The 24,374-nt window shown below is 72.4% G+C and carries 20 protein-coding genes and 1 riboswitch; of the genes, 10 read left to right on the forward strand and 10 right to left on the reverse strand.

Annotation, left to right across the window (positions count from 1 at the left end; all coding sequences use genetic code 11):
• Positions 1 to 141: 141 nt before the first annotated feature.
• Both AB0B57_RS05655 and AB0B57_RS05660 read left to right on the forward strand, forming a co-directional pair.
• A complete protein-coding gene (locus AB0B57_RS05655; RefSeq protein ID WP_357065417.1) occupies positions 142 to 1,344 on the forward strand; it encodes a low temperature requirement protein A in 1,203 nt (400 codons plus the stop codon).
• A 7-nt stretch (positions 1,345 to 1,351) separates the two neighbouring features.
• A complete protein-coding gene (locus AB0B57_RS05660) occupies positions 1,352 to 3,523 on the forward strand; it encodes a hypothetical protein (RefSeq protein WP_357065419.1) in 2,172 nt (723 codons plus the stop codon).
• Positions 3,524 to 3,573: 50 nt separating this feature from the next.
• Here the strand turns inward: AB0B57_RS05660 and AB0B57_RS05665 are convergent, their stop codons facing one another.
• On the reverse strand, positions 3,574 to 4,452 hold the full coding sequence (locus tag AB0B57_RS05665) for an alpha/beta hydrolase (protein WP_357065420.1): 879 nt from the start codon (positions 4,450 to 4,452) through the stop codon (positions 3,574 to 3,576).
• A 138-nt stretch (positions 4,453 to 4,590) separates the two neighbouring features.
• Here AB0B57_RS05665 and AB0B57_RS05670 point away from each other — a divergent pair, with 138 nt between their 5' ends.
• The 4 genes from AB0B57_RS05670 (at position 4,591) to AB0B57_RS05685 (ending at position 10,684) form a co-directional block, all read left to right on the forward strand.
• Positions 4,591 to 7,905: a BTAD domain-containing putative transcriptional regulator gene (locus AB0B57_RS05670; protein ID WP_357065422.1), complete on the forward strand. Its 3,315-nt coding sequence runs from the start codon at positions 4,591 to 4,593 to the stop codon at positions 7,903 to 7,905.
• A gap of 67 nt (positions 7,906 to 7,972) precedes the next feature.
• The gene (locus AB0B57_RS05675; RefSeq protein ID WP_357065424.1) at positions 7,973 to 8,614 is read left to right on the forward strand and encodes a hypothetical protein; all 642 of its coding nucleotides are present in this window, start codon (positions 7,973 to 7,975) and stop codon (positions 8,612 to 8,614) included.
• A gap of 226 nt (positions 8,615 to 8,840) precedes the next feature.
• A complete protein-coding gene (locus AB0B57_RS05680) occupies positions 8,841 to 10,037 on the forward strand; it encodes a histidine kinase (protein ID WP_357065426.1) in 1,197 nt (398 codons plus the stop codon).
• On the forward strand, positions 10,025 to 10,684 hold the full coding sequence (locus AB0B57_RS05685; RefSeq protein ID WP_357065428.1) for a response regulator transcription factor: 660 nt from the start codon (positions 10,025 to 10,027) through the stop codon (positions 10,682 to 10,684). The genes AB0B57_RS05680 and AB0B57_RS05685 overlap by 13 nt, the downstream gene beginning before the upstream one ends.
• Positions 10,685 to 10,707: 23 nt before the next feature.
• On the opposite strand, the gene AB0B57_RS05690 is transcribed toward AB0B57_RS05685, so the two are convergent.
• Both AB0B57_RS05690 and AB0B57_RS05695 read right to left on the reverse strand, forming a co-directional pair.
• Positions 10,708 to 13,317, reverse strand: a complete 2,610-nt coding sequence (locus AB0B57_RS05690; RefSeq protein WP_357065429.1) for an FtsX-like permease family protein — start codon at positions 13,315 to 13,317, stop codon at positions 10,708 to 10,710.
• Positions 13,311 to 14,027: an ABC transporter ATP-binding protein gene (locus AB0B57_RS05695; RefSeq protein WP_357065431.1), complete on the reverse strand. Its 717-nt coding sequence runs from the start codon at positions 14,025 to 14,027 to the stop codon at positions 13,311 to 13,313. The genes AB0B57_RS05690 and AB0B57_RS05695 overlap by 7 nt, the downstream gene beginning before the upstream one ends.
• A 241-nt stretch (positions 14,028 to 14,268) precedes the next feature.
• Here AB0B57_RS05695 and AB0B57_RS05700 point away from each other — a divergent pair, with 241 nt between their 5' ends.
• Together AB0B57_RS05700 and AB0B57_RS05705 are read left to right on the forward strand one after the other, a co-directional pair.
• Entirely contained in the window at positions 14,269 to 14,553 is a 285-nt protein-coding gene (locus AB0B57_RS05700) for a DUF3303 family protein (protein ID WP_357065433.1), read from the forward strand.
• Between the two features lie 227 nt (positions 14,554 to 14,780).
• A complete protein-coding gene (locus tag AB0B57_RS05705; RefSeq protein WP_357065434.1) occupies positions 14,781 to 16,355 on the forward strand; it encodes a Na+/H+ antiporter in 1,575 nt (524 codons plus the stop codon).
• Between the two features lie 8 nt (positions 16,356 to 16,363).
• Here the strand turns inward: AB0B57_RS05705 and AB0B57_RS05710 are convergent, their stop codons facing one another.
• From AB0B57_RS05710 to AB0B57_RS05730, 5 genes are all read right to left on the reverse strand, one after another.
• On the reverse strand, positions 16,364 to 17,107 hold the full coding sequence (locus AB0B57_RS05710) for an amino acid ABC transporter ATP-binding protein (RefSeq protein ID WP_357065436.1): 744 nt from the start codon (positions 17,105 to 17,107) through the stop codon (positions 16,364 to 16,366).
• On the reverse strand, positions 17,104 to 17,886 hold the full coding sequence (locus AB0B57_RS05715) for an amino acid ABC transporter permease (protein WP_357065438.1): 783 nt from the start codon (positions 17,884 to 17,886) through the stop codon (positions 17,104 to 17,106). The genes AB0B57_RS05710 and AB0B57_RS05715 overlap by 4 nt, the downstream gene beginning before the upstream one ends.
• Before the next feature lie 39 nt (positions 17,887 to 17,925).
• Positions 17,926 to 18,834, reverse strand: coding sequence for an ABC transporter substrate-binding protein (locus tag AB0B57_RS05720; protein WP_357065440.1), 909 nt, complete (start codon positions 18,832 to 18,834; stop codon positions 17,926 to 17,928).
• Positions 18,835 to 18,938: 104 nt separating this feature from the next.
• Positions 18,939 to 19,079, reverse strand: a complete 141-nt coding sequence (locus AB0B57_RS05725; protein ID WP_357065442.1) for a hypothetical protein — start codon at positions 19,077 to 19,079, stop codon at positions 18,939 to 18,941.
• A gap of 34 nt (positions 19,080 to 19,113) precedes the next feature.
• A riboswitch (SAM riboswitch) is annotated at positions 19,114 to 19,225 on the reverse strand.
• A gap of 86 nt (positions 19,226 to 19,311) precedes the next feature.
• The gene (locus AB0B57_RS05730; protein ID WP_357065444.1) at positions 19,312 to 21,270 is read right to left on the reverse strand and encodes an amino acid transporter; all 1,959 of its coding nucleotides are present in this window, start codon (positions 21,268 to 21,270) and stop codon (positions 19,312 to 19,314) included.
• 168 nt (positions 21,271 to 21,438) lie between these two features.
• Between AB0B57_RS05730 and corA the strand changes: the two genes are divergently transcribed.
• Positions 21,439 to 22,569 carry a magnesium/cobalt transporter CorA gene (gene corA, locus AB0B57_RS05735; protein WP_357065446.1) on the forward strand — a complete coding sequence of 377 codons (1,131 nt, stop codon included), beginning with the start codon at positions 21,439 to 21,441 and terminating at the stop codon, positions 22,567 to 22,569.
• Positions 22,570 to 22,585: 16 nt separating this feature from the next.
• On the opposite strand, the gene AB0B57_RS05740 is transcribed toward corA, so the two are convergent.
• On the reverse strand, positions 22,586 to 22,771 hold the full coding sequence (locus AB0B57_RS05740) for a hypothetical protein (protein ID WP_357065447.1): 186 nt from the start codon (positions 22,769 to 22,771) through the stop codon (positions 22,586 to 22,588).
• A gap of 475 nt (positions 22,772 to 23,246) precedes the next feature.
• The gene (locus tag AB0B57_RS05745; RefSeq protein WP_357065449.1) at positions 23,247 to 23,762 is read right to left on the reverse strand and encodes a 2'-5' RNA ligase family protein; all 516 of its coding nucleotides are present in this window, start codon (positions 23,760 to 23,762) and stop codon (positions 23,247 to 23,249) included.
• Positions 23,763 to 23,840: 78 nt separating this feature from the next.
• Between AB0B57_RS05745 and AB0B57_RS05750 the strand changes: the two genes are divergently transcribed.
• A complete protein-coding gene (locus AB0B57_RS05750) occupies positions 23,841 to 24,371 on the forward strand; it encodes a DUF664 domain-containing protein (RefSeq protein WP_357065451.1) in 531 nt (176 codons plus the stop codon).
• Positions 24,372 to 24,374: the final 3 nt, after the last annotated feature.

Below are 24,374 nucleotides of genomic sequence, written 5' to 3' on the forward strand. Positions count from 1 at the left end.
CCACCGGCCGCGCGGCCACCAACGGGAAGAACGGGAACCCGCGCCCGCCGGTCGAAGCCGCCGGGCCTGGCGGAACCGGCCCGAGCCCGGTCGCCCGGGTGGTACGACTGTGGCGGCAGGTGGTGTCGAGAAAGGGGGGCGATGGCGAGCTGGCTCCCCGAGCGGCTGCTCCAGAAGCGGGAGAACCCCCGTCGGACGTCGTTCCTGGAGCTCTTCTTCGACCTGGCCTTCATCTTCGCGCTGACCCGGCTGTCCCGGGCACTGCTGGACGACCACAGCCTCACCGGCGGTTTCCAGGTGCTGGTGCTGCTGGCGGCGCTGTGGTGGGTGTGGTTCGTGACCGCCTGGTCGGCGGACTGGTTCGACCCGCGCGCGCCGCTGATCGTCGTACTCCTGCTCTGGGTGATGTTCGGCGGCCTGCTGATGGCCGCCGCCGTGCCCACCGCGTTCGACTCGCACGCCGGGTTGTTCGCCGGCGCCTACGTGGCCATCCACCTTGGTCGAGGCGCGCTGCTGATCCCGGCGCTGCGCGGGCACCCGCTGCAACTGCGGAGCCTGCGGGTGGCGATCTGGTTCGCGATCTCCGGCGTGCTGTGGGTGGTCGGGGCGCTCGTCGCCCCGGCCCGGGAGGCGCTCTGGGCGCTCGCCCTGGTGCTGGAATACTCCCTCGCCCGGCTGCGCTGGCCGTTCCCGTGGCTCGGGCGCAGCTCCTGGCCGGACCTTCAGGTGAACGGTGAGCACCTCTCCGAGCGCTACCAACAGATCTTCATCATCGCGCTGGGCGAGCTGATCCTGTTCTCCGGCATCGCCTACAGCGGCTCCGGGATGAACCGGGAGAGCACCCTGGCCTTCGCCCTGGCGTTCGTGACGGCGGTGGCCCTCGCCCGGCTCTACCTGGTGCCGGCGGGCACGCGACTGGGCGCCACCATCGTGGCGGCCGGCCCGCCCGGCAGCAAACTGGCCCTCCTGGCCGGCTACCTGCACGTCGTCATGATCGCCGGGGTCCTGGCCACAAGCGTCGCGATGGAGCTGACGATCGAGGATCCGGGCTACCGCGACGCGGGACAGTTGGCCGTGGGCGTTCTCGGCCCGGCGCTGTTCCTGACCGCCCGGATCCTGCTCTCGGCGGTGGTCGACACCAGCCTGCCCTGGGCCCGCCTGATCGGGGTGCCGGCCATCATCCTGTTCGGGGCGGCGACCATGCGGCTTCCGCACCTGGCCGGCAGCGCCGTCGTCGCCGGGGTGTTGCTGCTGATCGTCGTGGTCGACGCGATGCCCGGAATGTGGCGGCCGGCGCCACCGGACGGCGCGAGCGACGCGCCCGACCAGCGACGACACGGGTAGCCGCCCGATGCCGCGCAGGCCACCGCAGCACGGCGACCACCCGCGCCGCGGCGACGTGGTCGAGTTGCGGGTGCACGGCGTGTCGGGGGCACGACCCTCGGCCGTCCTGCACGAGGCGAGGGTGCGGCAGGTCGCCGGCGACGACAGCGGCGGATTCCACCGCCGCGCCGGGTCGGACGACACCGACCCGGACGGGCTGACGCTCGAGGCGTACCGCTGGGCCGACCTGCCCTCGGGCACCGTTGCCCGGACCCTGTCCATGGTCTTCCTGCTGCCGTTCATGCTCAGCAACCTGGCGGTGTGGATGCGGCCCGCCGGCCGCCGCGCCGCCGGGGTCACCATCCTGTGCCGGCTCCTCGCGCTCAACCTCACAGTGGTGTACGTGGTGTCCATCGCCGGGGTCGCCCTCGACCTGCTCGCCTGGCGGTGTCTCGGCGCGGCCCGTTGCCGTGCGCCCTTCGACACGCTCGCCGGGCTCGACGATCGGCCCGTGGGGCAGCGGTTGGCCGTGCTGACGCTGCTGCCGATCGCCGCGATCGTGCTCCTGCGGCTGCTCGGGACCCGCCGGTCCCGCCCGGCCGGCAACCCACTGTGGGCGGTGGAGCCGCTGGTGGCGCGGCTACGGGCGATCCACGTCGCCGCCGCTTTCGCCGTACTCGATCTCCTGTTGCTCACCGCCCGTCGCGCCGGCGGCGCGACGCCCGCGACGACGCTGCTGTGGACGCTCAGTGCGGCGGTCCTGCTGGTCTGCGTCGGTCTGCTCGCCGCGCCCGGCCTGATCGACCGTGCGTCGACCGCGGGGATGTCGACCTGGTTCGCCCGCGCGGTGGGCGTGGTGGCGGTCGCTCTGAGCGTGTCGACCCTCGTCGCCGTCGCGGGCGACGGGCGGGACTGGCCGTCGTCGGCCGGGCTCCCCGGCTACGGCGCGATCGCGGGCGGGGCGTTGCTCGGCCAGATGACACTGCTGGTGCTGCTCAGCGGGCTGGTGCTGTGGCGCCACGGTCGCGCCCGGGCCCGGTCCGGGCTGCCGGGCGGACTGGGCGCGACTGTCATCGCGGCCATCGCCGTCGGCCTGGCCGGTGCGTTCTCCGCCGGTCTCGTCTATCAGGCGGGGGATCTGCTCGGCGGCTTCCGCGGTGACGGTGGGCCGCCTCTGCCGTACCGCTGGACGATCCTCGCGGTGTTCCTGCACGTGGTGGCGGCGGTGCTGGCGTGCGCCGCGATCACCCTCCGGTCGCGGCGTCGCCGGTGCCGTGCGGCGGCGGACATCACCGCCCGCGACTTTCCCGTCGTGCCGCCGGAGGCGACCGGGCGGCTGCGGCTCGCCACGAAGGCCGTCGCCCGTGCCCGGTTCACCGAGTGGCTGGGCGTGCTGGCCACCACGTACGCGGCGCTCGCGGTGATCGGGCTGGCCACGAGCCTGCTCGGGGCGACCGGGCGCGGACCGGAGGACCTGACGTGGCGGTTCCTCGGGCTGCCGGCCGGGTTCGTCGGGATGGCACTCGCGGCGGGCACCTACATCGTCGCCGCCGTGGTCCTGGTCCTGCTCTCGGGTGGTGTGTTCGCGTACCGGACGGCGTGGTTCCGCCGGCACGTCGGCATCCTGTGGGACCTCGGCACCTTCTGGCCCCGCGCCGCGCACCCGTTCGCACCGCCGAGCTACGCCGACCGCGCGGTGCCGGAGCTGGCCGACCGGATCACCCAACTGACCGAGCGGCACGCCGGGGTGGTGCTGTGCGGGCACAGCCACGGCTCGGCGTTGCTGGCCCTCGCGGTGCTGCGGCTGCCTCCGCACACCCGCCGACGGGTCGCGCTGCTCACCTACGGCTCACCGCTGGACCGCCTCTACGCCCGGCTCTTTCCGGCGTACCTCAATCGGGGGGTGCTGCGCGAGGTGGGGGAGCGGGTCGGGTGGCGGTGGCTCAACCTGTGGCGGGACACGGACCCGGTCGGTGGTTGGATTTTCGCCGCGCACCGGCCCGGTGATCCGCCGCCGGACGCCGCCGACCCGGCCAGCGGGGTCGACCGGCGGCTGCGGGACCCGCGCGGCCTGCTGCCGGCACCGGGGGAGCGTCGACCGCCCCCGGTACGCGGGCACCACCCGGACGAGTCGGAGCCCGCGTTCCGGGCGGCGCTGCGGGAACTCGCCGGCCGGCTGCGCCCCCCGGACGGCGGGTGAGGCGACCCGTCACCGGTCCTCGGACAGGCGCTCCGACGAGCGGCGGCCGATCACCGCTGAAGCAGGGCGCGCAGCGCCCCGACCACAGTCGCGGGAGCCTCCTCCGCCATGAAGTGCCCGCAGGTCACCGTCTGGTGGTCGAGGTCCGGGGCCCAGGCCCGCCACACCCCGGCCGCGTCGTAGCCGAGCGCCGCGCCCCAGTCCTGCTGGAGCACTGTCACCGGCATCCGCAGGTGGTTGCCCGCCGCCCGGTCGGCGGTGTCGTGGGTGACGTCGATCCCGGCGGACGCCCGGTAGTCGGCGACGATCGAGGTGATCGCCTCGCGGGACGCGCGCAGGTAGGTGGCGCGCACCTCGGGCGGCAGCGCCCCCGGGTCGCGGGTCCAGACGTCCAGGAAGTGACCGAAGAACACGTCCGGGCTGCCGCCGATCAGCTCCTCGGGCAGGCCGGGTGGCTGTGCCATCAGGTACAGGTGGAAGGCGACCGCGGCGTTGACGCCGTGCAGCACGTCCCACATGTCCAGGGTGGGCAGCACGTCGAGCAGGGCGAGGTGGCTGATCGCCGCCGGGTGGTCGAGGCCGGCGCGGAACGCGACAAGGGCGCCCCGGTCGTGCCCGGCCAGGACGAAGCGCTCGTGACCGAGCGCACCGGCCAGTGCCACCACGTCGGCGGCCATGGTCCGCTTGGCGTACCCGGTGCCGTCCACGTCCACCGGCTTGTCGCTGTCGCCGTAGCCACGCAGGTCGGGGCAGATGACCGTGTGGTCGGCGGCCAGGTCGGCGGCGACGTGCCGCCAGATGAGATGGGTCTGCGGGAAACCGTGCAACAGCACGACCGGTGGCCCGGAGCCACCCACGGCGGCGCTGAGCGTCACGCCGTCGGCGACGGTGACACGCTGGTAGTCGAATCCGTTGATCCTCGGCTCCACGGGGAACCTTCCTGGTGAGCAGGGCCGGCCCGGGCGGTGACCCGTCGCCGTCGTACGGTGTCGAGCCTGGCCGGAGGTGATCAGCAGACGGTCAGCACCGCATCAGTGCCGGCCGGCACCGCCGCCTAGATTGGTGTCATGACCAGGCAGCGAACGCCACCGGTGGGGGTGACGTTCGGCGTCCTCGGGCCGGTGACCGCCGCCACCGAGAGCGGCCCGGTCCCGCTGCGGGGGCACCGGCAGCGACTGGTGCTGGCCCGGCTGTTGATCGCCCACGGCCGGGTGGTGCCGGTGGACCGCCTCGTCGACGACCTGTGGGAGACCCCGTCGGACGGCGCGGTGGGCGCGATCCGGACCTTCGTCGCCGACCTGCGCCGGGCGTTGGAGCCCGACCGGCCGCCCCGGCAGCCACCCCGCCTCCTGGTCACCGAACCCCCGGGGTACGCGCTGCGGACCGCCCCGGACGCGGTGGACGCCGGACGCTTCGAGACGGCCGTCGGCGAGGCGGGACGACTGCTGACTGCCGACCTGCCCGCCCCAGCCCTGACCGCGCTGGACACGGCGCTCGGGCTCTGGCGCGGACCCGCGTACGCGGACTGCGCGGGCGACCTCTGGGCCGTCGCGGAGATCAACCGGCTGGACGAGCTGCGGATGCTCGCCGTCGAACGGCGGGCCGAGGCGCTGCTCGCCCTGGGTCGGCCGGACGAGGCCGCCGCCGACCTGCCCGCCCACCTCGCCGGCCATCCACTGCGGGAGGACGCCTGGCGGCTGCTCGCGTTGGCCCGTTACCGCGCCGGCCGGCAGGGCGACGCGCTGGCCGCGCTGCGGGAAGCCCGCGACGCCGTGGTGTCCGCGCTGGGGGTGGACCCGGGGCCCGAGCTGCGCCGGCTGGAGGCCGACATCCTGGCCCAGGCGGCACACCTCACCCCCACCCCCGTCGCGGCCGGGCCCGTACGAGGTGCCGGGTCGGAATCGCCGCCGGGGCGGCCGTTCGTCGGGCGGGACCCGGAGTTGGCGCGCCTGCGGGACGCCGCCGAGGCCGCCACCCGGGCGGGTCGGCCAACGCTCGCCCTGCTCAGCGGGGACCCGGGCGCCGGCAAGTCCGCCCTGGCCGAGGAGCTGAGCCGACAGCTCGTCGCCGAGGGCTGGAACACGGCCTGGGGTCGCAGCCCCGAGTACGACGGCGCACCGGCCGCCTGGCCCTGGACGCAGATCACCGACGCGCTCACCGCGCCGGCCGGGTTGGCGGCCGGTGGGCCGGGTGAGCCGGCGGTGACCGACGGCCCGAGTGATCCCGCCGTGGCCCGGTTCCGTCGGCACCGCGCGGTGGCGGCGCTGGTCTCCGCCGTCGCCGACCGGGCACCCCTGCTGCTGGTCCTGGACGACCTGCACCGTGCCGACGGCGACACGTTGGACCTGCTCACCGGCCTGCTCACCGGCCCGCAGCCGACCACCGGCCCGGTGCTGGTCCTCGGCACCTACCGGGCCACCGAGATCAGCCCGGAGCTGACCGCCACGCTGGCCCGCGTGGCCGGCCTCGAACCGGTGCGGGAATACCTCGGCGGGCTGTCCGCCGAGGCGACCGGCGAGTTGGCACGTGCCGTCGCGGGGTCGGAGCTGGACCCGCCCACCGTCCGACTGATCCACCACCGCAGCGGCGGCAACCCGTTCTTCGTCCGGGAGCTGGCCCAGTTGTCCGCGAGCGCGGGGCAGGCGGCGCTGGCGGCGGTGCCACCGGGGGTGCGCGACGTGATCCGGCACCGCCTCGCACAGCTACCCGCCCCGACCCGTACCGTCCTGCGGCAGGCGGCGGTGCTCGGTCGGGACCTCGACCCCGAGGTGCTCGGCGCGCTGGCCGGCGACCCGGCGGCACTGCTGGACGCCGTGGACCGTGGATTGCAGGCCGGGTTCCTGACCGAGCAGGAGCCCGAGGGGCGGCTACGGTTCACCCACATCCTGGTCCGCGACACGCTCTACGCCGACCTGTCCGCGCCGCGTCGGGCGGCCTGGCACGGCGCCGTGGCCGAGGCGATGCAGCGGCAGCAGCCCGTCGACCCGGGCGCGCTCGCCCACCACCTGCTGCACGCCGGAGGACGGGAGGCCGCCCACCGCGCCGTCGGCTACGCCCGCACCGCCGCCGAACAGGCCGAACGGGACGGCAACCCGCACGAGGCGGCCCGGCTGTGGGCGCAGGTCCTCGACGCGTACGACCGGGCCGGGCAGAACGAGCGGCGCGAGCGGCTCGGCGCGGTGCTCGGCCTCGGGCGCGGGCTGGCGGTGACGGGCCGGTTGGCCGAGGCGCGGCGGTACCGCGCCGCCGCGATCACCGACGCCGAGGCGGTCGGTGACCCCCGGCTGACCACGGAGGTGCTTGCCGGTTTCGAGGTGCCCGCCATCTGGACCCGCAACGACGACGACGCACTCTCCGAGCGGATCGTGCACCTTGCCGAGCAGGCCCTGACCGGTCTCGGCCCGACCGGCTCGGCGCAACGCAGCCGGCTGCTGAGCACGCTCGCGCTGGAGCTGCGGGGCAGCACCGGCGACCGTGGCCGCCGGGCCGCCGCCGAGGCCGAGCGGATCGCCCGGACCGTCGCGGACCCCGGGCTGCTGGCGTTCGCGCTCAACGCGCGTTTCATGCACGCCTTCCACCGTGTCGGGCTGGCCGACGAGCGGGCCCGGATCGGCGCGGAGCTTGTCGACCTGGCCACCCCGCAACAGTTGGTGACCTTCGAGGTACTGGGTCGCCTCGTCCTGGTCCAGGCCTGCTGTGCGCGAGCCGACCGGGCCGGCGCGGACGCGCACGCCAACGCCGCCGACCGTCTCGCGCAACGCTACGAGCTGCCGCTGGTCGGGGTCTTCACCAGCTGGTACGCCGCACTGCGCCTGGCGCTGGGCGGCGACCGGGCCGCCGCGGTGACCGCGTACCGGGCCGCCGCGCAACGCCTGCCCGCCGACGCCATGCCGGGCCTGGCCCGGGGGCTGCTGCCGCTCGCCCTGCTCGGCCTGCGACTGGCCGACGCCGCCAGCGAGGCCCCGCCGGTCCCCGGGCGTCAGGGCCCGATTCCGGGGCCGGACGACGAGGACTGGGCGCGGCTGGACTGGGGCCCGCACGAGCCCTGGGCCCGGCCACTGTTGCTCGCCGCCGCCGGCGACCGGGCTGCCAATCTGCTGGCGCTGCGGGCCCTCCCGGACGGGCCGCACGACCTGCTGCGGGAGGTGCGGCTGTGCCTCACCGCTCGGGCGGCGCTCGCCGTCGACGACCGGCCCACCATGGAACGCGTCTTCGCCGCGCTCCGCCCGGCCGCCGCCGAACTGGCCGCCGGTAGCGGGCTGGTCACCGCCGGCCCGGTGGCCGGACACCTCGCCGACCTGGCCACCGCTCTGGGCCGCGACGAGGAAGCCGCCGCGCACCGCCGTACCGCCCGCGCGCTCACCACGGACGACCCCACCTGAGCGCCACCTGTACGCCTGCCCCAGCTGCGATACCTTACGCGCGAAACACGACAGGGGGATGGAACTCATGACACGCGCGAAGCCGGCTGCCACAGCAGTCATCGGTGCGCTGACGTCGGCGATCCTGCTGGCCACGACCGGGTGTGCGGGGCGGGCCGGCGGCCCCGCGCCGGCTACGACCGCGCCGTCACCGCCCTCCGCCACGAGGATGCGCATCGACAAGCCAGACAAGCTTCTGGGCACCTGGACCGAGTCCGTGGATCGGGGTTTCCATGACCACGCCGAGCAGGACATGGGCACCTTCAAGAAGCTGCTCAGCGCTGAACCCACAAGCGCGATGGGCACCGCCTACGTCCAGGCCAAAGAGGTGTACTCCCGCGAGCGCGGGCTCCACATTCCCGGCGACGACCAGCGGGTCATCCTGATCAGCGCGGTGTCCGGAACGATCACCGACCCGACCGCGGCGCTGGACAAGACCTTCGCCGGGCTGCCGAAGGTGACCAACGTGGCGCCGATCCAACCGGGTCCTCTGGGTGGCCTGGCCGGCTGCGGCACCGTACCGGCCAAGACGGGCATCCCCGTCGACATCTGCGCCTGGAGTGATCATCAGACGCTCGGCATGGTGACCTTCGTCGGCTTCGCGAAGACGGACGACCCGCAGGGTGTGTTCGGTCAGATCCGCGCCGAGCTGGAGCAGCCGGCTCGGTGACCATCCAGGGGTTCTGATACACGCCGCGACTACTGACCCGTTCGTCCAGGGTCATCTGCTGTACCGCGCGGGTGCTCACCGCCCGCGTCCGCGCCGACGAGCGAAGCTGAGCGCCGGCGGGCGCGTGCTGGCCGTGCCGTCATGGCGCCGGCGCCGGCCACCGGGCAGACTCGACGCCGTGTCGGCAAGGCAAGCTTCCTCGGCGGTTACCGGGCAACAACATCCCGTGACGTCGGGTCGACGGTGGGTGCAGTGGCGGCGGAGCGGTGTCTACCTGCTGGGCTCGCTACTCTCCGGGGTCGTCACGGTGCTCGCGCTGCCGCTGCTGTGGATCCCGTGGCTCGCCCGGCTCTGGGCGAACTGGCACCGAGAGCGCGCCAGCCGACTGCTCGGTGCGCCGTTGGCGTCGCGTCCTGCTCTGCGCGCGACAGGACGCCGGGCATGGGCCGATCCGGCCACGGTCCGTACCTCGCGTGCCCTGCTGTGGCTTCCGGTGAACGCGGTGACCGGAGTGGTGTTCGGCCTGCCCGCGCTGCTGTGCGCGGGCAACATCGTCGTCGCCATGATCGCCACACCGCTGTGGTGGGCGTTCCGGCCGGAGAGCCGGCCGCGGCTGTTCATCGACGTTCCGGTGACCGGCTGGGCGACAGCCCTCACCCTCGGTCCACTGCAGATCGTCCTCCTCACCGCGCTGGCGTATGTGGGCTTCGCACCGATCGCCTGGGCACACGCCCGAATATGCCTGGTGGTGCTGTCGTACTCGACGAACGACCAACTCGCCGAACGGGTCGCCGTGTTGACCCGCACCCGAGCGGACGTGCTCGACGCGCACGGCGCGGAGCTGCGCCGAATCGAACGCGACCTGCACGACGGCACGCAGGCCCGGCTGGTGGCCATCGCGATGCGGCTGGCCGTGGCCCGGCAGGCGTTCGCCGACAATCCGCGGGACGAGCAGTTCGTGGAAGGACTTCTTCGGGACGCACACGAAGGGGCCGAAGAGGCGATGACCGAACTGCGCGAGGTGATCCGGACCGTCTATCCGCCGATTCTCGCCGACCGAGGTCTCGACGGTGCCCTGACCGCCGTTTCCACCCGCTGCGGTGTCCCGACCCGGCTGGACATCGGCGACCTCGGGCGGGTACCGGCAGCGGTGGAGACCGTCGTCTACTTCGCCGTCGCCGAGGCGCTGACCAACGTCACCAAACACAGCCGGGCGACAGTGGCCGGCGTACGGGTCAGCCGCACGGCGGACCGGCTGTCGGTGCTGATCACTGACAACGGCACCGGCGGCGCCGACGATCGGCAGGGCACCGGCCTAGCCGGGATCCGTCGCCGAGTACTCGCGCTCGACGGCACCGTCGAGGTCGACAGCCCGGCCGGCGGGCCGACAGGCATCACCGTGGAGCTGCCATGCGGGTCGTGATCGCCGAGGACAACGTATTGCTGTCCACCGGGCTGGAACTGCTGCTGGGCCGAGCGGGCTTCCAGATCGCCGCCATCACCGACGACGCGGCGGGTTTCCTCGCCGCCGTACGGCAGCACCGGCCCGACGTCACAATCGTCGATGTCCGGTTGCCGCCGTCGTTTCGCGACGAAGGTATCCGAGCCGCCCTCCAAGCCCGCCGGGAGCACCCCGGCCTGCCGGTCCTGGTGCTGTCGCAGTACGTCGAGCAGCAGTACGCCGCCGAACTGCTCTCCACCACCGGGGGTGGCGTCGGCTATCTCCTGAAGGACCGGGTCAGCCGGGTGGACGGGTTCGTTGACGCGCTGCGCCGCGTCGCCGCCGGTGGTACCGCGATGGATGCCGAGGTCATCGCGCAGCTCGTTCAACGTGCTGGCGACCCGATCGCCGCCCTCACCCCACGCGAACGTGAGGTGCTCGCATTGATGGCACAGGGTCACGACAACACCGCGATCGCTGCGCAGCTGGTTATCACCGACAACGCTGTCCACAAGCACATCGGCAACATCTTCGCCAAGCTCGGCCTCGCCGTGGCCGACAGCGGCCATCGCCGCGTCCTCGCCGTGCTTGCCTACCTCAACGCCGCGGGCCGGATGAGCGGTAGCTGATCCGCCCCGGTTTCCGTCGTCGATCACTCGCGCCCGCCGATCGCGTCGACCGGCGCGGGTCGCAACCCGTACCGGGTGGCCATCCTGATCGCGCCCCAGGACAGTGCGATGGTGAGCGTCACGATCGCGATGAGTCCGGTCAGGGAGATGGTGGGAACTGGCGACTTCGTCAGCCCGAGACTGATGCCGATCAGCGGCGGGATCGTCGCCAGCAAACCGAACAGCAGCGCCGCGAAGACCACGATTCTGGCCTCGCCGTTCATCATCGCGCCGAGCTGGTCTCGGCTGGCACCGATGAGTTGCAGCATCGCGAACTCGCGAACCCGTGCCGTCGTGGCCATCACGAGGGTGTTCACCACGGCGATGGCGATGTAGCCCAGCAGTACCGTCTGAAACAGCAGGTTCAGTGCCCAGTCACCCGAGCCGCCGGGCCCAGGTGCGGCCAGGAACGTCTGCCGGTCGCCGACCCGGACCGTCGGGTAGCGTGCGGCGGCGCCACGCAGCGCGCCGGCGAGCGCCTCCGGGTCGGTCCCGTCCACCGATCTGATCAGCACCGCGGTGTCCACCCGCGCGGTGGTGTGGGCAACGACGAGGTCGTTGGGCAGGGTGACCTCCCCGAAGCCCAGGCCGTTCTCGTAGATCGCCACCACCCGTGGCCTGGCCAGCGTGCCGTCGCCGAGCCGGAGCTCGATCGTCGCGCCGACTCTCGCTCGGACGGTCTGCGCGACGACCCGGCTCAGCGCCACCGCCTCGCCACGCAGTTCCGCGATGTCGCCCTGGTCCACTGCGAGATCCATGGTTTCGGAGAGCCGTTCGGGCGTCACGCCCTGGGCGGCGAAGACCCTGGTCGCGGTGCTGTCCTCGGACGGAAAGGTCACCAGCACCCGCATCCGTGCCACCGGCGTCGTCACTGCGACGCCGGGCACGCCGCGCACGGCGTCCACGACCTCCGGGGAGACACCGGCACCGGACGACGCGGTCAGCACGTGGTCGGCCCTCAGGCCGTCCTCGAGTTGGTGCCGCGCCGCCGCGATCGTCGTGGCGGCGCCGAACACCTGCACGGCGGCCAGGGCCACGCCCATGGCCAGCGGTGTAATGGCCGAACTGAGCCGCCGCGAGTTGGCCCGCGCGTTGGCCTGGGCGAGAAAGCCGCTGGCCGTGGACTGCCGGTTCAGGCGCGAGCCGAACAGCACGACGGCGCCCCGAAGCAGCAGGGGTCCAAGACACCCGAGCGCCACGACGAACAACAGCACCGCGCTCCCCGCGGTGTCGGCGGCCGAGTCGCCCGGCGACGCGACGTTGCCCAGGGCCAGCAGCAGCCCGAGCGGGATGAGGAGGACGCCGATGGTCAACCGGACCCAGCCGAGTTTCTTCGGCTCGACAAGGGCGTCTCCGAGCGCCTCGACCGGACTGATCTTGGCCACCCGCCGCGCGACCAACCAGCCGGCAAGCCGGGCGCTGGTCATGCACAGCACCAGCGAGGCCAGGACGGGCAACAACCCCACCCGCATCTGGAAGTCCGGGGGCATCGCGTCCGCGACGACGAACACGCTGCGCATCACGTACGCGAGCGCCACGCCGGGCAGTGCGCCGACCACGGCGCCGACCGACGACACGAGGGTCATCTCGGCGCCGATCATCCACTGGATCTGCTTGGGTGTCGCGCCGATGGCACGCAGCAGGGCCAGTTCTCGTCTGCGCTGCCGCACCGACAGGGCGAGCGTGCTCGCCACCACGAACACCACGATCAGCACCATGGTGCCGCCGAACGACGCCGCCGTCTCGACTACCAGGCTGCGGGCGTCGCCCACGTCCAGGAACTCCACGTCGCCGCGTCCCGTTCCGGTGTGGGCCACCAGGCCCGGCACGGCGGCCGTGATGCGCTCGGCCAACTGCTCAGGTGTGACACCGGGGGCGGCGAGCACACCGATGGCGTCCACCCGGTCCGGACGGCCGGACAGCTTGGTCGCCTGGTCGTCGGTGACGAACACGGCGGACTGCCGGTCCAACCCGTCTCCCGGCGCGGTGGCGATACCCACCACGCGGTAGGACGCCGGGACCGAGCCGGAAACGAGCCGCACCGTCGCGTCGAGCGACACGTCGCCGCGTGCGGCGAGATCGGCGTCGAGCACGACCTCGTCGGGCGCGGCGGGCGCCCGGCCCTCGCGTACCCGGAATGGCGCGAGCGCCGCAGCGGACCAGCCGTGCCCGAACACCGGGAAGCCGTCCGGGCCGGCCACCGCGTCGCCGTCCGAGGCCAGCACGCCTACCTCGACGGTGACGTCTCCGATGGCCGACTGAACACCGGGCACCGCGGCGACGGCGGCGACCTTGTCGGCGGGCAGCGTGACGCGTTCGCCGTAGCGGACCTCCGAGGTCTCGTCCAGCCGGAACGACTGCTGAGCGCCGAGGACCACCGCCGTGCCCGAGTAGCGCTCGGGGGTCACGCCGGTGCCGAGCCCGGACACCAGCAGCGTCCCGCAGGCGGTGATCACCGCCGAGCCCGCAGCGATCGCGACGAAGGAGCCGACAAAACCGCCCTTGCGCCCCTTGATCGTGCTCCAGGCCAGCGACAGATCTTTTCGGTACGGCACCACGAGGCGGACGATCCGCCGGATGCGGCGGATCACCACTCGCCCAGGTGCGTCATGCGCGACGCGACCTGCTCGGGAGTGGGCCGGGTCAGCTCGCCCGCGATCGTGCCGTCGGCGAGGAACACGATCGAGTCGGCGAAGGAGGCGGCTACCGGGTCGTGGGTGACCATCAGCACCGTCTGCCCCAGGTCGTCCACGACGTGTCGCAGCAGTTCCAGAACCTGCTTGCTGGACCGGGTGTCCAGAGCGCCGGTCGGCTCGTCCGCGACCACCACCTCCGGGCGGGTGATCAGCGCGCGGGCGACAGCGACTCGCTGCTGCTGACCTCCGGACAGTTCGCCCGGCCGCCGCTTGACGTGCTCGCCGAGGCCGACCGCGGTGAGCACTTCTCGCAGGAACGCCTGCTCGGTCTTCCGGTCCGCCAGCCGCAGCGGCAGCGTGACGTTGTCCTCGACGGTCAGCGCCCCCAACAGGTTGTACGCCTGGAAGACGAAGCCGATGCGGTCGCGCCGCAGCTCGGTCAACTCGCTCTCCGACCGGCCGGACAGCTCCGTGTCACCCAGCATGACCCGGCCCGACGTCGGCCGATCGAGGCCGGCCGCGCAGTTCAGAAATGTGCTCTTGCCCGACCCGGACGGGCCCATGACGGCGGTGAACGTACCGCGCGGGAATGCGGCTGTCACCGCGTCGAGAGCCCGGACCGCGTTCTTCCCGGACCCGTACTCCTTCGACACCGACTCCAAGCGCACCGCGTACGACGATGGCCCTGATGTCGGCGTCGCGCGAGTGCACAGCGTGCCGGTCGCGGCATGCGGGACGCGCTCTCTCGACGGGTCCCCGTTTGATCTCATACCGTCGATGCTAGGAACGGCGGCAGCCTGGGCCGATACCTCCTACCACCGGAGATGAGGTACAGCTGGCTGTAGTGCCGGTGACGCAGCGCGCCGCTCTGGCCGGCACCTCGGCTGTCGACGCCGGTTACCATGCCCGATGCTCTTCATGGTCATCGAGCGGTTCCGCGACAACGACATGGTGCCGGTGTACCAGGCGGTCCGCGACCGCGGCCGGCAGCTCCCGGACGGACTGGAGTACGTGGACAGCTGGGTCGAGCCGACCTTCGGTCGCTGCTTCCAGCTCATGCGATGCGACGACCTGCGATTGCTTCAGCAGTGGGTGCTCGGGTGGCGCGGCACGGGCGTCACCTTCGAGATCGTTCCGGTGGTGAGCAGCGCCGACACCCGCGAGGTCGTAGCGCCCTATCTCGACGGGGACTGACATGCTCAACCGGTGGCGCGTTCGAGTGACGCGCTTCGTGCGCCCCGGTGTGCGGACCACCGGACGTGGCGAGGCGACGCGCAGCCCGGCTCTGAGCACGAGAAGTAGCCCGTAGCTCGTTCCCCCAGCCGCCAGACTTGCCGGAACCTGCCGAACCGGCAACCGTGGTGCGGTCAGATGTAACCACCGGCGCGTCCGCCGTCGGCCATGGTCCGAGGGGGGTACGCGTGGAGGCGCTCATCCTGATCGTGGTGCTGGGCGCCACCGTCCTCGTCGGCACCACTCTCGGCGGTCGATACCGGGTCGCTCCGCCGGTGTTGCTCATCGCGTTCGGCGTGCTGCTGGGGCTCACGCCGCCGCTGTCCGAGGTGACCCTGAAACCGGACCTGGTGCTGCTGATCTTCCTGCCGGCGATCCTGTACCGGGAGAGCCTCACCATCAGCCTGCGGGAGATCCGGGCCAACCTGCCGGTGATCGGTCTGCTCGCCGTGGTGCTGGTGGTGCTCACCATGGTCACCGTGTCGTTCGCGGCGCAGGCGTTCGGGGTGAACCCCGCCGCCGCCTGGGTGCTCGGCGCGGTTCTCGCGCCGACCGACGCCGCCGCGGTCACCGGCCTGGCCAAACGGCTGCCCCGCAAGCTCCTCACCACCCTGCACGCGGAGAGCCTGATCAACGACGGCACCGCGCTTGTGGTCTTCGCGGTGGCCGTGGGTCTGCTCAGTCAGAGCGCCAAGCCGGGCGTGCTGGGCATCAGCGAGGAGTTCGTCGGCGCCAGCGTCGGCGGCGTGGTCGCCGGCCTGCTGGTGGGGGCCGCCGTGGTGCTGATCCGCAAGCGGCTCGACGATCCGCTGCGCGAGGGCGCGCTGAGCGTGCTGACACCGTTCGGCGCCTTCCTGCTCGCCGACGCGGTGCACGCCAGCGGGGTGCTGGCGGTGGTGGTCGCCGGGCTCATGCTGTCCTATGCCGGGCCACGGGTGATCCGCGCCCGGTCCCGGGTGCTCGCGCTGGCGTTCTGGGACCTGACCACGTTCCTGATCAACGGCGGGCTGTTCGTCCTGCTCGGCACGCAGATACCCCGGGCGGTGCGGGGCATCACCAGCACGTCGCCCGAGCGGGCTCTGGTGATCGTGCTGGTGGTCACAGTGGTCGTCGTGGCCACCCGGCTGGTCTTCATCTACCTCACCGCCCAGACGGCGCGGCTGCGGCGTCGCCGGATGATGGACGACGGCCAAGGTCCGCCCAGTTGGCGGGTCGGGACCGTCGCCGGCTGGTCCGGGTTCCGGGGCGCGGTGTCGCTCGCCGCCGCCCTGGCCGTCCCGACGATGACTGTCGCCGGTCGACCGGTCGTCGAACGAGACCTGATCATCTTCGTCACCGCGTTGGTGATCGTGCTGATCATGCTGCTGCAGGGCACCACCCTGCCGTTGGTCGTGCGCTGGGCCGGGCTGTCCGGCGACCCGGAACGCGTCGACGAGACCCGCAACGCCCGGCGGCGGGCCACCGAGGTGGGCCTGGCCGCCCTGCCGCAGGTCGCCGCCGAGGTCGGCGCCCAGGAGGATTCGGTACGCCGGTTGCAGGCCGAGTATCAGCGGCACCTGACGGACCTCAGCGAGAGCGGCGGGAACACCGCCGAGGAGCGCCGGCTGGAACACAAGCTGCGCCTCGGGGTCCTCGCCCACAAGAGGCGCGAGGTCACCCGACTGCGCGACAACCGGGAGATCGACGACCTGGTGCTCCAGGAGCTCCAGGCCGCGCTGGACAACGAGGAGATCCGGCTGCTGGGGCGCGGACCCAACGAGTGACCCGCGGGTCAGAGCACCTGCGCGAGGAACCGGCGTAGCCGAGGATGCTCGGCCCGCTCGAAGATCGCCTCGGGTGGGCCGGCCTCCAACACCACGCCCCGGTCCATGAAGGCGACGGTGTCGGCGACCTGCCGGGCGAAGCCCATCTCGTGGGTGACCACCACCATGGTCATGCCGGCGGCGGACAGGTCGGCCATCACCGCGAGAACACCCTTGACCAACTCCGGGTCGAGCGCCGAGGTGGCCTCGTCGAAGAGCATCACCTCGGGCCGCAACGCCAGCGCCCGGGCGATCGCCACCCGTTGCTGCTGACCACCGGAGAGCTGCGCCGGCCGCGCGTCGGCCTTGCCGGCCAACCCCACCAGCTCCAGGTGGGTCCGCGCGATGCTTTCCGCCTCGTCCGCGCCGAGCTTGCGGAGCCGGCGCAGCGCGAGGGTGACGTTGCGCAGCACGCTCAGGTGCGGAAAGAGGTTGAAGTGCTGGAAGACCATGCCCACCCGCTGACGCAGCGCGTCCGGGTCGTCGCCCCGCACGCTGCGCCCGTCCAGCAGTACGTCGCCGCGGTCCGGCTCGATCAGCCGGTTGATGGTGCGCAGCAGGGTGGACTTGCCCGACCCGGACGGGCCGATCACGCAGGCCGTCGCGCCGCGCGCCACCGTGAGGTCGACGCCGCGTAGCACCCGGTTCGGTCCGAAGGCGAGGTGCACATCGCGGACGTCGAGGCTGACCGAGGTGGTCGTCACGGTGGTCATCGCCGGTGTCCTTCCGTCGTGGCGTACGCCGATGGGGTGTCGTCGTCCTCGTCCTCGGCGGACGGTGCGGTTGCCGGGCGGCCGTTGCGCAGCCGCCGGTCGATCCAGTTGACGACGTGCGTCAGCGGTACGGTCAGTGCCAGGTAACACAGCCCCGCCAGCAGCAGCGCCGACTCGTTGCCGGTGGTGGCCGCGTAGTCCTGCCCGATCCGGAACAGCTCCCGCTGACTGGCCACCAGGCCGAGGAAGTAGACCAGGCTGGAGTCCTTGATCAGGGCGATGAGCTGGTTCACCCAGGCCGGCAGCACCCGCCGGATGCCCTGCGGGATGATCACCAGCCGCATCGCGTCGGCCCAGGAGAAGCCGAGGGCGCGGGCGCCCTCCAACTGGGCGGCCTCCACCGACTGGATGCCGGAGCGGAAGATCTCCCCGATGTACGCGGCCGCGATGAGCGACAGCGCCAGGATTCCCAGCGGGTAGGGGTCCGGTCCCCAGACCTGCATGCCCAGCGGGGCGAGCCCGACGCCGATCAGCAGGATCGTCGCCGCCGCCGGCAGCCCCCGGAACACGTCGGTGTAGACCCGCGCCGGCCAGCGCAGCCACCGACTGCGGGAGAGGCCGGCGACGGCCAACAGCAGGCCCAGCACCGAGCCGAGCAGGGCAGCGGAGACCGCCAGGATCAGCGTGTTGGGCAGCCCGACGGTCAGCATCTCGGGCAGCGCCTCGCGCATCGCGTCGGTGTCGAAGAAGGTCTCCCACAGGGTGCTCAACGGATCCATCGGTCGCCTCTCCTACCGCCCCGCTCGCTCGTCACCGGCTCAGGACGCGGCCGACGCGGACGCGGTCGGCGTGACGGGCGTGCCGGACGCGGACGGCGCGACGGACCCGGTCGGTGCCGGCACCGTGCCGCTGCCCGGCGTGAAGTCCGCCGGGATCGGCCGGCCCGGGTAGTACTGCGTCTGCAACCGGCTCCAGGTGCCGTCCGCGATGACCTCGTCGAGGCCCTTGTTCAGCGCCTCGCGCAGTTTGTCGCTGCCCTTGGCCACGGCGTACGCGGTCGGGGCCGGGCTGAGCTGCTTGGCCGCCACGGTGATCTTGCCGTTGCTGTCGGCGGCCGACTTCTCGCCGATCTCGGCCGGGGCGATCCACGCGTCGGCGGTGCCGGCCTTGAGCTGGTTGATCGCGCCGTTGTAGTCCGGCACCCGCACCGGGTCGAGCTGCTTTCCGGTGGCGTAGTCGTCCTGCACGGTGCCCTGCACCACCACGACCCGCTTGCCGGTGAGCTGGTCGAAGCCGGTGATCGGTGAGCCGGCCGGGACGTCCAGGCCGAAGTAGCCGAAGTCGTAGCCGTTGCCGAAGTCGACTGTCTTCTTCCGCGCCTCGGTGATGGTGATCGAGGAGCTGCCGACGTCGAACTTGTGGTTGTTGACCTGGGAGAGCAGCGCGGAGAAGTCGGTGCCGACGAATTCCACGGTGAGGCCGAGCCTGCCGGCAACGGCGGTCAGCAGGTCGTTGTCGAAGCCGGTGAACCTGCCGTCCTTGAGGAAGACGTTCGGCGGGGCGTCGGTCAGGGTGCCGGCCCGCAGCACGCCCGGCTGGGCCAGGCCGTACGGGTTGGCGGTGGTGTCGGACGAGTTGTCGTCGCCGCAGGCGGTGAGCGCGGTGGCGGCCAGGATGGTGGCCGCGCCGAGGGCGGCGGCACGGGTCAGGGCAGGAAGAAGTCGCACGGGTGTCTCCGAAAGAGGTCGTGTCTCGGCGGGCACGGACGTGCGCCGCCGACGGTGCGCCCGATGGGCGTACCGCTGGAAATGGGTGTGGGAAGAGGGACGCGTCAGTGCGCGGTGCGGCGGCGACACGCCGCGCTGCACATTCGCATCATGTCCACGTGCCGTCGCCGGGTCAGTGCCGGCGCGAGCCGGTCGGCGCGCAGATCCGCGACGTCGGCCGGTGGGGTGGAGCTGAAGATGCGCATACGGTCTCCCGGGTCTGGTGCTGACCTGGGTGCCAGGCCACGCTTGCACCGACGTCGTGCCGGTGCCTGGTCTTCACCCGGGGCACCCCACCGCGGAGGAGGGTTGCCGGCCAGCGAGCCGGGGCTTCGCGCTGGCACTCATGACCTGCGGCGAGGTTAGCAGCACCTCCGGGTGGATCGTCCAGTCGTTATGACCACGCTCACCGTGCCGGACCGGGTGCCCGGCCGCAGGTCAGCCGGCGTGCACGTGCGGCCGGCGGTGCGGGTCGGGCTCCTGGCGGCGCAGGATCTCCCGGGTGACCGAGGCGATCGCCCCCTGCCCGAAGGCCAGGTACCGCAGGATGTTGCGGGCCGGACCGCCCTCGCTCCACTCGAAGTAGATGTGTGGGCGTCGCCGGCTCCGGTCGCGGATCTCCAACAGCAGGGCGGCGAGCGCGGTGGGCACCGAGGAGGCGGCCAGGCTGAGCACCGCGAAGCGGTCGTCCACCATGCTGCCGCGCACCAGCAACTCGGTCTCGAAGTCCGACGGGTCGGTGACGTGCACCTCGACGAAGATCACGTCGCTGTCGTCGGGAAAGTCGTTGTCCGCCATGGTCTGGTCCAACTTGGCGCGGTACTCGGCCTCGTCGCGCCGGTCGGGCTCGTGGGCGATGAGCCGGATCCGCCGTCCGGCCCGCTCGTCGATCATCCGGGCCGCGACCGGGTCCAACTCGACCCGGTCGACGCGCAACTCGTAGGCCCGCGACAGCCGGGAGAGCAGCGACACCACGATGATCCCGCCGATGAAGCAGGCCGCGATCTTGACGCCGTCGGGGCGTTCCACCACGTTCGCCAGGGTGGTGTAGACGAAGGCCACCGCGATGACTCCGAACGCGATGCCGCGACCGCGCTGCCGCCGCCGGACCGCCGCGAGCGTCACGGCCGTCGCCGCCGAAGTGATCAACACCAGCACCCCGGTGGCGTACGCGCCGCCCTGCGCGTCCACGCTGGCCTCGAAGAGGACCGTGATCAGGAAGGCCACCGAGGTGAAGACCAGCACCAGCGGCCGGACGGCCCGCGCCCAGGCCGGTGCCATGCCGTAGCGGGGCAGGTAGCGGGGGACGAGGTTGAGCAGACCGGCCATCGCCGACGCCCCCGCGAACCAGAGGATCCCGATGGTGGACAGGTCGTAGACGGTGCCGAACACCTCCCCGAGGTGCTCGTGCGCCAGGTAGGCCAGCGCCCGTCCGTTCGCCGGCCCGCCCGGCCGGAAATCCTCCGCCGGGATCAGCACCGTGGTCGTCACGCTGCTGGTGATCAGGAAAACGCTCATGATCACCGCAGCGGCGGTGAGCAGTCGGCGCGCACCGCGGATCCGGCCCAGCGGGCGCGCCTCCGAGTCCCGCGGGTCGCCCCGGATGCTCGGCATCACGGCCACCCCGGTCTCGAAGCCGGACAGGCCCAGCGCCAGTTTCGGGAAGACCAGCAGCGACAGCCCGACCACCAGCCAGGGATCACCATGCGCGGTGGTCAGCGCGGTGGTCCAGTCCTCGACCGTGCTCGGGTGCGTCACCACCCGCCACAGCGCGTCGACCACCACCACCGCGTTCAGCGTCAGGTAGACCGCGACCAGCACGACGGCGATCCCGATGGCCTCGGTGAATCCCTTGAGGAACACCGCGCCCAACAGCGCCACGAGCAGCAGCGTGAGCAGCACCTCGTGCCCCTTGAGCCCGTCCGGCCAGAACGGGTTCTCGTCGATGTGCGCGGTCGCGTCGGCGGCCGAGAGGGTGATGGTGATGATGAAGTCGGTGGCCGCGAAACCCAGCAGCACCAGCACCAGCAGCTTGCCGGGCCAGTAGCTCAGCAGGCGTACCAGCATCGCGATGGAGCCCTCGCCGTGCGGGCTCTCCACCGCCACCCGCCGGTAGACCGGCAGCGCGCCCAGCAGCGTCACCAGCACCAGCACCAGGGTCGCCACCGGCGACAGCGCCCCGGCGGCCAGCGCCGCGATGCCCGGCTGGTAGCCCAGCGTGGAGAAGTAGTCGACGCCGGTCAGGCACATCACCTTCCACCACGGGTGGTGCCGGTCCTCCGGCGGACGTCCGTGCGGCCCCGGGTGCCGCACGGCCTGGTCCGAGCCCGCGTCGAGCAACCACCCCCGCAGCCGTCCGGCGCGCCTGTCGACCTCCATCGGCGCGTCCCCCGTCATCCGCCCACGGTCACGGTCAGTATCCGCCGGTGGGGGTGCGCGCGTCCGCCGGTGCGCGGAACCCACCCGGCCGCGGGACGGGTTTCGGGTCGGGGACACGGGGGATGCAGCGCCCCCGGGTTGGCGGAAGTGCGCGGGGCCGGACGGCACCGGGGGAGGGGACAGGGCATGGTCGGTGGCCGTCGCTTCCGCCCCGGTGGTGGCTTCGGTCGCCAACTGGACGAGTACGAGACGACGGAGGGTGTGCCCCCGCCCACGGAGTCGACCGAGCCGCCCAGCGGTGGTCTGGTGGACAGCGCGGTCTACGTCCGCGGGCACCGCTTCGCGTCGCCGTCCGGCCTCGCCGAGACGTACCGCTGTCTGCAGGAGCAGGACGCCGCGATGGCCTGGATCGGGTTGTACCGGCCCGACATCGACCAGATCACCTCGCTGGCCCGGGAGTTCCGGCTACACGACCTGGCAGTCGAGGACGCGATCAACGCCCACCAGCGACCCAAGCTGGAACGGTACGGGCACACCCTGTTCGTGGTGCTGCGTGCCGCCCGCTACGACGACCAGCGGGAGGAGGTCGAGTTCTCCGAGCTGCACCTGTTCATCGGGCCGGGCTTCGTGGTCACCGTCCGGCACGGCGAGGCCCCCGACCTGGCCGCGGTGCGGCGGCGGATGGAGACCGACGCGCAGATGCTGGCCCGGGGCCCGCAGGCGGTCCTGTACGCGATCCTCGACCAGGTCGTCGACGGGTACGCGCCGGTGGTGGCCGGGCTGGAGAACGACATCGACGAGATTGAGACCCAGGTGTTCGGCGGCGACCCGAACGCGAGCCGCCGCATCTACGGCCTCAGCCGCGAGGTCATCCAGTTCCAGCGCGCCGCCCGGCCACTGCTCACCGTGCTCGACGCGCTGGCCGACGGCGCCGGCAGCGCCAACACGGACGAGGAACTGCGGCGCTACCTGCGCGACGTGACCGACCACCTGACCCAGGTGGTGGAGCGGGTGGACGGTTTTCGGCACCTGTTGCAGAACATCCTGACCGTCAACGCCACGCTCGTCTCGCAGCAGCAGAACGAGGAGATGCGCAGCCTCAACGCGGCCAGCTACGCCCAGAACGAGGAGCTGAAGAAGGTCTCGTCCTGGGCGGCGATCCTGTTCGCCCCGACGCTCATCGGCACCGTGTACGGGATGAACTTCGTCCACATGCCGGAGTTGAACTGGCGCTTCGGCTACCTGTTCGCGTTGCTGCTCATGCTGATGGTGTGCGGCACCCTCTACCTGATCTTCAAGCGGCGCGGCTGGCTGTGAACCACGCGGCCGGGGATCACTCGATGCCGCGCAGGATGTGCCGCTCGTCCTCGATGTCGTCGTCGCCGGCAGCGATCCGGCCGAGCAGGACGGCGGCGGCCCAGATCGTCAGTGGTGTCGCCGCCCCGGTCATGCCGCCGCCGGTCCGGTCGTCCCGGGCCTGGCTTCGCTCCGCACGCGCTGGCCTGCGCTGAGCCTCCATGGGCCCCGCCTCTCCTCGTCGAAGCCGCCGTCGGTGGCGCGGCGTCAGCGCGCCACCGGTACGACAGCCACCTCGAACCTTCCCACGCCCGGCCGCATCCGCACCGCTTGTTTTCGGGTTTCTGACTGTGACCCGCCAAACCGGACATTCTCGCCTTCGCCTTCGCCTTCGCCTGATCGTGCTCGATCCTGGTTGTAGTGGCCTCGTGCGCGCATCGAGGGGCACTCGTTCCTGGATCGAGCGCGATCTTCCTGGTGCCCGCCGCGGTAAGTGATCCACTCGGTTTCACGAATATCGGGGCATCCCGGCGTTCCGGATACCGCGTCTTCACCAAACCCGAGTGGATCACCACCGGTCGCCTGAGTCTCGGCAGGACCATGGGCGGCGCTGCGCCGGCTCGGTCGACGCGACGTCCTGGTCCACGACGCCGCCGCCGGGCCTCCTGACCGGCGCGGCCGCGCCGGACCCGTGTGGTTCAGGGCAACGGGTGGGCGATGCCGCGGGCATGGTCGGTGAGCGCCGCGCCGACCACCGTCGCGGCCAGCGGCAACACCTCGAGACAGCGGCGCACCGCCGCGGCCATCAGCGCGTTCGGCACCCGCATGGACAGCGTGCAGTGCGGCACCCAGCGGCCCGGCCGGTAGTGCTCGCTCAGGGCGACGCCGGCGGCGGTGAGCCGGTCGGACACCATCCGTTGGTGGGCCAGCATCTCCGGGGTGGGCACCGGGCCGAGCCAGAGCACCCGGCCGACGAACTGCCCGGCGTGCTGGAAGTCCAGTCGCAGCGGGGCCGCCACGACCGTCCCGTGCAGCGCTTCGGCGACCTGCGCGGGGTCAAGGCGGGGCGCCACCGCGAGCGAGACGTGCGGACGGTGGCGCTGCTCCAACAGCGAGCGCATGCTCTGCACGCCCTCGGCCTCCAGCGCGTCCCACAGCACCCGGATCCTGCGGGTGGCGTCCGGGTCCAGATACAGCTCCACCGCGGCGACCATTCGATCACCGTAGCGACCGAGGTTTGCGCGCCCGCTGTCGGCGGTACCTGATCGGAAACCAACCTGGAGGTGTGCCCGGTGGACGTGAGTGACCTGCTGACCGAGACGTACGACCGGCTGCCCGACCTCGTCCGCGCGGCGGTCGACGGCCTCAGCCCGGAGCAACTGCACCGGGCACCCGTCGAGGGCGCCAACACGATCGGCTGGCTGGTCTGGCACCTGACCCGGGTGCAGGACCACCACGTCGCCGACCTGCTCGACACCGAGCAGATCTGGGTCAGCGGCGACTGGGCGGGCCGGTTCGGGCTCAAAGCCGACCCGGACGACACCGGCTACGGTCACTCGGCTGCCCAGGTCGAGGCGGTGCGGCCGGAGAGTGCGCAGGCACTCGTCGACTACTACGAGGCGGTGGCGTCGCGGACCGGCTCGTTCCTGGCCGGTCTGCACCCGGCGGACCTGGACCGGGTGGTCGACGAGTCGTGGGACCCGCCGGTCACCCTCGGCGTCCGTCTGGTCAGCATCGCCGACGACGACCTGCAACACGTCGGCCAGGCCGCCTACGTGCGTGGCCTGATCGAGGCCGAGGCGCCCGCCAACAGCGGCCGATAGGAC

The sequence above is a fragment of the Micromonospora sp. NPDC049101 genome, assembly GCF_040648675.1.
Classification (GTDB): domain Bacteria; phylum Actinomycetota; class Actinomycetes; order Mycobacteriales; family Micromonosporaceae; genus Micromonospora.